Here is a 7,547-nt window from a genome sequence, read left to right as displayed (position 1 = left end):
GCTCTGTCCGGGGAGATTACCACCCTAACGTTTCAAAGACATCTACATCATCTGGAATAGATTTTAAAGGTCATGACGACTCTACAGAAGCCCGAGCACGAATCGACGCCGGCGCGGCCCGCGCCCGGACACCATGATGCACCGCCTGCGCAAGAGGGGCCCAAAAAGGGCAGCGTCCTCCGCAAGATCATCATCGTCCTGCTGATTGCCGCCTTCGTGGGCTTCTGTGTCTGGAAGATCGTGGATAACCGCAAGAATGCGGCGACGCAGGGGGCCGGTCCCGGAGGACCTGGCGGCGGTCGTGGAGGCTTTGGCGGACCTGTTGCTGTGGCGGCTGCTCGAGTACAGCAGCGCACCATGCCGATCTATTACACGGCACTGGGAACGGTTACCRCCTATAACACGGTGACCATCCGCTCGCGTGTCGATGGTCAGTTGCTGCGGGTGAATGTGACGGAAGGCCAGCAGGTGAAGCAGGGCCAACCGCTGATGCTGATCGACCCTGCTCCGTATGAAGCTGCGCTGGCTGTGGCCGAGGGCAACCTGGCGCGTGACCAGGCGACGGCAACGAATGCCCGTCAGCAGGCAACGCGGTATGACCAGTTGTATGCCGCCGGCGTTGTAAGCCGTGAGCAGGCACAGGCGCAGGAGGCTGCCGCCGGACAGGCCGATGGAGCTGTCAAGGCTGACCAGGCCCAGATCCAGACCGCGAAGGTCAACCTGAGCTATACCCGGATCAACTCGCCGATCAACGGCGTTGTGGGCTTGCGCCAGGTAGATCCCGGCAATATCGTCTCGTCTGCTTCGACTACCGGGCTGATTGTCATCACCCAGATGCACCCGATCAGCGTGATCTTCACGCTACCCGAAGATCAGTTGCCGGAGGTGCTGAAGCGCACCCGTTCCGGGCAGAAGCTGCAGGTGGAAGCCTACGACCGTTCCAACACGACTCTGTTGTCCAAGGGCGCGCTGCTGACCACGGACAACCAGATCGACACCACCACCGGAACGGCCAAGTTGAAGGCTGTCTTCGATAACAACGACAGCGCCCTGTTCCCGAACCAGTTCGTGAATATCCGCCTGGTGCTTGAGAACCGCCCGAATGCGATCGTCATTCCTACGGCAGCCGTACAGAGCGGAACGCAGGGCACCTTTGTGTACGCTGTCAAGAAGGGAAATCCTCCGGCGAATGCTGATGCACYGGCTGGCCCAGGTGGCGCAGGCCAGGCTGGAGGCCAGCGTCAGGGAGCCGGCGGCGGCCGTCGTAGCCAGGGCCAAGGCAGCGGACAGAGTCAGGGTGCGCAAGGTCAAGGTGCGCCGGGCCAAGGTGCGCAGGGCCAGGGCGGACAAGGTCAGGGAGCGCAGCAGGACCCGCACTACGTCGAGATTCGCCCGATCAAGATTGAGGCGACCGAGGGAACGCTGGATATCATCTCCAGTGGCCTCGAGCCGGACGAGATGGTCGTGACGGACGGTGCTGAGCGCTTGCGCAATAACGCGCGCGTCACGGTGCGTCCGGCGAATCCGATGACAGGCGGCGCCATCATGGGCGACGGCCAGGGTAGCGGCGGACGTCGCGGCCAGGGCGGAGCCACCGGGGCCGGAGCTCCCGGTTCTACCGCACCGGGAGGCAATAACTCCGGGCAGGGCCGTGGTGACAGTAGCCGTCCTCGCGGCCAGCGTCCTCAGGGAGGACAACAACCATGAGTCCGTCAAGGCCGTTTATCCTCCGGCCAGTGGCCACCTCGCTGTTGATGGTGGCCATTCTTCTTGCCGGAGCGGTTGCCTATCTGCAGTTGCCGGTGTCGGCGCTGCCCCAGGTGGACTACCCCACGATCCAGACGTTGACCTTCTATCCGGGAGCGAGTCCGGAGGTGATGACGCAGTCCGTCACCGGGCCTCTGGAGCGCCAGTTCGGCCAGATCCCCGGGCTGACGCAGATGACGTCTATCTCCTCGGGAGGCGGATCGGTCATCACGCTGCAGTTCAATCTGAATGAGTCGATCGACATCGCTCAGCAGGACGTTCAGGCTGCCATCAACGCAGCAGGCTCCTACCTGCCCAAAGACCTTCCCAATCCTCCGATCTACTCCAAGGTCAATCCGGCGGATGCGCCGATTCTGACCCTCGCGCTCAGCTCCAGCTCGCTTCCGCTGTCGAAGGTGGAAGATCTGGCTGACACGATCATGGCGCAGAAGATCTCGCAGCTTTCGGGCGTCGGTCTTGTAAGCATCGCGGGCGGTCAGAAGCCGGCGGTCCGTATCCAGGCCAATCCAACGGCACTGGCCAGTTATGGTCTCTCGCTGGAAGATATCCGCAYGGCGCTGGCCTCGGCGAACGTCGATCAGCCCAAAGGCGGCATCTCGGGAGCGCGTCAGGCCTTTACCATCGGCGCCAACGACCAGCTCACTACGGCGGTTGACTACAGCAACGTGATCGTTGCCTATCGCAACGGCTCCCCGGTCCGGCTGTCGGATATCGCAAATGCAGTGGACTCGGCAGAGAACCTGTACCAGGCGGCGTGGTGGAATGAAGACCCCGCGGTCATCGTCAACATCCAGCGCCAGCCGGGCGCGAACATCATCTCGGTTGTGGACTCCGTAAAGGCGCTGTTGCCGCGTCTGCGCGAGACACTGCCGAACACGATTCGCATCGACGTGCTTACAGACCGGACGAATACCATCCGTGCTTCGGTCAAGGATGTACAGTTCGAGCTGATGCTGACCATTGGGCTGGTTGTCCTGGTCATCTTCCTCTTCCTGCGGTCGTGGCGCGCCACCATCATTCCGTCGGTGGCGGTACCGCTGTCGATTGTGGGCACCTTCGGCGTGATGTACCTGTTGGGCTACTCGCTCAACAATCTTTCGCTGATGGCCCTGACCATCTCCACGGGATTCGTGGTGGATGACGCCATCGTGATGGTGGAGAACATCGATCGCTATCTGGAGATGGGCGATTCGCCGCTGGATGCGGCGTTAAAGGGCTCAGAACAGATCGGCTTCACCATCGTGTCGTTGACCATCTCGCTGATCGCCGTACTGATCCCGCTGCTCTTTATGGGCGACATTGTCGGCCGGCTGTTCCGTGAGTTCGCGGTCACGCTCGCGGTTACGATCCTGGTTTCGGCAGTCATCTCTCTGACGCTGACGCCGATGATGGCAGCGAAACTGCTGAAGCACCTTCCGGAGTCGGAGAAGGGCTGGTTCTATCGCAAGAGTGAAGAGTTCTTCAACTACGTTATCGACAAGTATGCCGTGGGCGTGCGTTGGGTGCTTCGTCACCAGACCCTGACGCTGTTGGTGACGGTTGGCACCTTTGTCACCACCGTGCTGCTGTATATGTACATTCCAAAGGGCTTCTTCCCGGTGCAGGACACCGGCGTGATTCTGGGTATTACGCAGGGTCAGGAAGACACCAGCTTTACTGCTATGGCCGCGAAGCAGAAGGCGCTGGCATCGGTGGTGCTGAAAAACCCGAACGTGGAGAACGTCTCCTCTTTTATCGGAATCGATGGCACCAATATGACCATCAATTCCGGCCGTATCCAAATCACGCTGAAAGATCGCGAAGAGCGCAGCAGGAGCGCCAGCGAGATCATCCAGGACCTGGAGCCGGAGCTGGACAAGGTCGAAGGCATCAAGACCTACCTGCAGCCTTCGCAGGACCTCACGGTGGAGGATCGCGTCAGCGCGCTGCAGTATCAGTTGTCGGTCGAAGACGCGGACCCGATCGAGCTGCAGAGCTGGGTGAATCAGATCATGGACAAGATGCGCACCCTGCCTGAAGTCACGGCAGTTACCAGCGATCAGCATCCCAACGGACTTGGCGCGCACCTGGTGATCGATCGCGACACGGCATCGCGTCTTGGCGTTACGCCGCAGAATATCGATGACACGCTGGACGATGCCTTTGGCCAGCGGCAGATCTCAACCATCTATACGCAGATCAATCAGTACCACGTGGTGCTGGAGGCGGGACCCAGGTTCCAGCGGACTCCGGACTCGCTCGACCATATTTATGTGAAGAGCTCGAATGGAACGCAGGTGCCGTTGTCGACCTTCACGCATTTCGAGCAGACGAAGACAGCGCTCTCCATCAATCACCAGAGCCAGTTCCCATCGGCGACAATCTCCTTCAATATCCGGCCTGACAAGAGCATCGGTGATGCCGTGGATGCGATCTCGAAGTCGCTGAAGGAGATGAACATCCCTCTTAGCGTGAACACCGAGTTTCAGGGAACGGCGCGCAGCTTCCAGGCTTCGCTCGCGAATGAGCCGATCCTGATTCTGGCCGCACTGATCGTGGTGTATATCGTCCTGGGTGTGCTGTATGAAAGCTATATCCACCCGATCACGATTCTCTCGACGCTGCCTTCGGCGGGTGTGGGCGCCATTCTGGCATTGATCATTGTTCGTGATTCTCTGAACGTGATTGCCTTGATCGGCATCATCCTGCTGATCGGCATTGTGAAGAAGAACGCCATCATGATGATCGACTTCGCTCTGGAGGCCGAGCGTGAGCACGGCAAAACTCCGGAGGAGTCGATCTATCAGGCATGCCTGCTGCGCTTCCGTCCTATCATGATGACGACGATGGCGGCGCTGCTCGGCGGCGTTCCGCTGGCCATGGGGACGGGTACGGGTTCCGAACTGCGGCGGCCGCTGGGAATCACGATCATCGGCGGTCTGATCGTCTCGCAGGTGCTCACGCTTTACACCACGCCGGTGGTCTATCTGTTCTTTGACCGTATCGGACGCAAGTACTTCAAGACGGAGGACGCCGATCGCAGGCTGCGCGACCACGAGCATGCGGTTTCGGCGGACTGAGGTACTTCTCCTATGCATATTTCAGCACCCTTCATCAAACGGCCGGTAGCCACCTTCCTGCTTTCGATCGCTGTTCTTATGGCGGGAGCAGTGGCGTATACGTTTCTGCCGGTGGCTGCTCTGCCTCAGGTCGAGTTTCCGACGATCTCAGTCAATGCCAGCATCCCCGGGTCTGACCCGGAGACGACTGCTTCGGCGATTACGACTCCACTGGAGCGTCAGTTCTCGCGCATCGCCGGTATTACGCAGATGACCTCTGTCTCCGGTACGGGAACGTCGAGCATCATTCTGCAGTTTGATCTTTCTCGCGACATCAACGGAGCTGCACGCGATGTACAGGCAGCCATCAATGCAGCCCGCGCCCAGCTCCCGGCAAATCTTCCGCAGAACCCCAGCTATCGCAAGATCAATCCGGCAGACGCGCCTATTGTGATGCTGGCGCTGACGTCGGAATCGATGACGCCGGCGCAGCTCTATGACGTCGCCGACTCGATTCTTTCGCAGAAGATTGCTCAGGTGGAGGGCGTCGGCCAGGTCTTTGCGGGCGGCTCAGCGAAGCCCGCTGTCCGCGTTGAGGCTAATCCCCGCCAGCTTGCGGCCTACGGTATCGGCCTGGAAGCGCTGCGCACGGCGATCAGTCAGATCAATGTGCTGCAGCCCACGGGCTATCTGCAGGATGACAAGAACCGCTGGGCGGTTTCGACCTCGGATCAGCTTTTCGGCGCCGCAGCGTATGCTCCGCTGATCATTGCAACCGACCGCGGCAATGTATCCAGCGCGACGGCCTCGACTGGTCTGCCCTCGTCCGTGGCCGCGGTCAGTTCGACGACCAGCACAACCACCAATACGGCAAACGGCCCGGCGAACAACGCCAACCGCACGCCGGTGGCGGCATCGAACCAGTCCAGCAGTGCTGCTGCGAACGCGCACGGCATCGTGCGTATCAAGGATGTTGCGACGGTCTACGACGGGATTGAGAACATCCAGACCGGCGGATTTATCGATGGCAAGCCCGCTATTCTGATGCAGGTCTTCAAGTCGCCGGGAGCAAACGTCATTGAGACGGTGGACCGTGTTCTGGCGCTACTGCCCACGCTACGGGCGACCATTCCACCGGCGGTCACACTGGATGTGGCGCTGGACCGCACCACGACGATCCGCGCCTCGGTCAACGATATTACTCGTACGCTGATGCTGACGATCGGTCTGGTTGTGCTGGTCGTCTTCTTCTTCCTGCGTGAGGTGCGATCGACACTGATTCCCTCAGTGTCGGTGCCGCTCTCGCTGATGGGCACCTTCGGCGTGATGTATCTGCTGGGCTATTCGCTCGACAACCTCTCATTGATGGCGCTTACGATCTCGACCGGGTTTGTGGTGGACGATGCCATCGTGGTGATCGAGAACATCTCGCGTCACCTGGAGGAGGGCATGCAGCCGTTCGAGGCTGCAATGCTGGGGTCGGAAGAGATTGGCTTTACGGTGCTCTCCATGAGCATCTCGCTGATCGCGGTGTTTATCCCCATTCTTCTGATGGGCGGTATTGTCGGACGCCTCTTCCGGGAGTTTGCGGTGACGCTGGTGCCGAAGGGCTTTTTCCCGCAGCAGGACACAGGCCGTATCGGCGGCCAGATTCGCGGTCAGCAGGATACTTCGTTCGAATCGATGCGTCAGAAGATGATCTCGCTCGCGGCGATCGTGCGTCAGGATCGCGCCGTAGAYCACGTCATGTCCTTTGTCGGTGGAGGCGGTCCCGGCGGCGGCGCTACGAACACGGCCAATCTCTTCATGGCACTGAGGCCCTATGACGAGCGCATCAAGAATGGCGATACCGCCGATGCCGTCATCAACCGCCTGCGTCCGCGACTGCAGGGCACGCCGGGAGCACAGCTCTTTCTGCAGTCGCAGCAGGAGTTGAACATCGGTGGGCGACAGTCTGCCGCGCAGTTCCAGTACACGGTCACGGCCGATACTGTAGCCGAACTGAAAGAGTGGGGCCCCAAGCTGCAGCAGGCGATGGCGGTTATCCCGGAGCTTCGTGACATCAACACCGATCAGCAGGACAACGGTCTGCGTTACCAACTGGTGATCGATCGCGATAGCGCATCGCGCCTTGGAATTACGCCGTTGATGATCGATTCGACGCTGTCGGACGCCTTCGGTCAGCGCCAGGTCTCCACGACGTATCGCACCCTGAATCAGTACCACGTGGTGATGGAAGTTGCGCCGGAGTTTCAGACCGACGTCGATTCTCTGCGCCACATCTTCGTGAAGAGCACGAACGGAACCCAGGTGCCGCTCTCAGCCTTCTCTCACTTTGAGATGGCCCGCGTTCCGCTGCAGGTGAATCACCAGTCGCAGCGTCCGGCGTCGACCATCTCCTTCAACCTGGCACCGGGCGTTTCGCTCTCCGATGCTACGAATGCCATCGAGCGGGTGAAGAATCAGATCGGCCTTCCATCGACGGTGGTCGGCGGCTTCCAGGGCTCAGCGCAGGCCTTCCAGTCGTCGCTCTCTTCGGAGCCGATCCTTATCCTGCTTGCCATGATCACGGTCTACATCGTGCTGGGCATGCTGTATGAGAGCTTTATCCATCCTCTGACGATTCTTYCGACGCTGCCCTCAGCGGGTGTGGGCGCGCTGCTGGCGCTACTCATTACCAACCTGGAGCTTTCGGTTATTGCTATGATCGGCATGGTGCTGCTGATCGGCATCGTGAAGAAG

At 60.2% G+C, this 7,547-nt stretch carries 3 protein-coding genes; all 3 read left to right on the top strand.

What is annotated here, in order from left to right; translation table 11 throughout:
- Nucleotides 1–72 precede the first annotated feature (72 nt).
- On the top strand, nt 73–1,707 hold the full coding sequence (locus tag AB4043_RS10075) for an efflux RND transporter periplasmic adaptor subunit (protein ID WP_442306982.1): 1,635 nt from the start codon (nt 73–75) through the stop codon (nt 1,705–1,707).
- Nucleotides 1,704–4,826, top strand: coding sequence for a multidrug efflux RND transporter permease subunit (locus tag AB4043_RS10070; RefSeq protein ID WP_442306981.1), 3,123 nt, complete (start codon nt 1,704–1,706; stop codon nt 4,824–4,826). Before AB4043_RS10075 ends, AB4043_RS10070 begins: the two co-directional genes overlap by 4 nt.
- Nucleotides 4,827–4,838: 12 nt before the next feature.
- Nucleotides 4,839–7,547: efflux RND transporter permease subunit (locus tag AB4043_RS10065; RefSeq protein WP_442306980.1), on the top strand; the 2,709-nt coding region annotated here is incomplete at its 3' end.

Source organism: Terriglobus sp. YAF25 (assembly GCF_052113305.1).
Lineage (GTDB): Bacteria > Acidobacteriota > Terriglobia > Terriglobales > Acidobacteriaceae > Terriglobus.
Note: the sequence above shows the minus strand (reverse complement) of the source record. Positions and strands in the feature narration are given on the sequence as shown.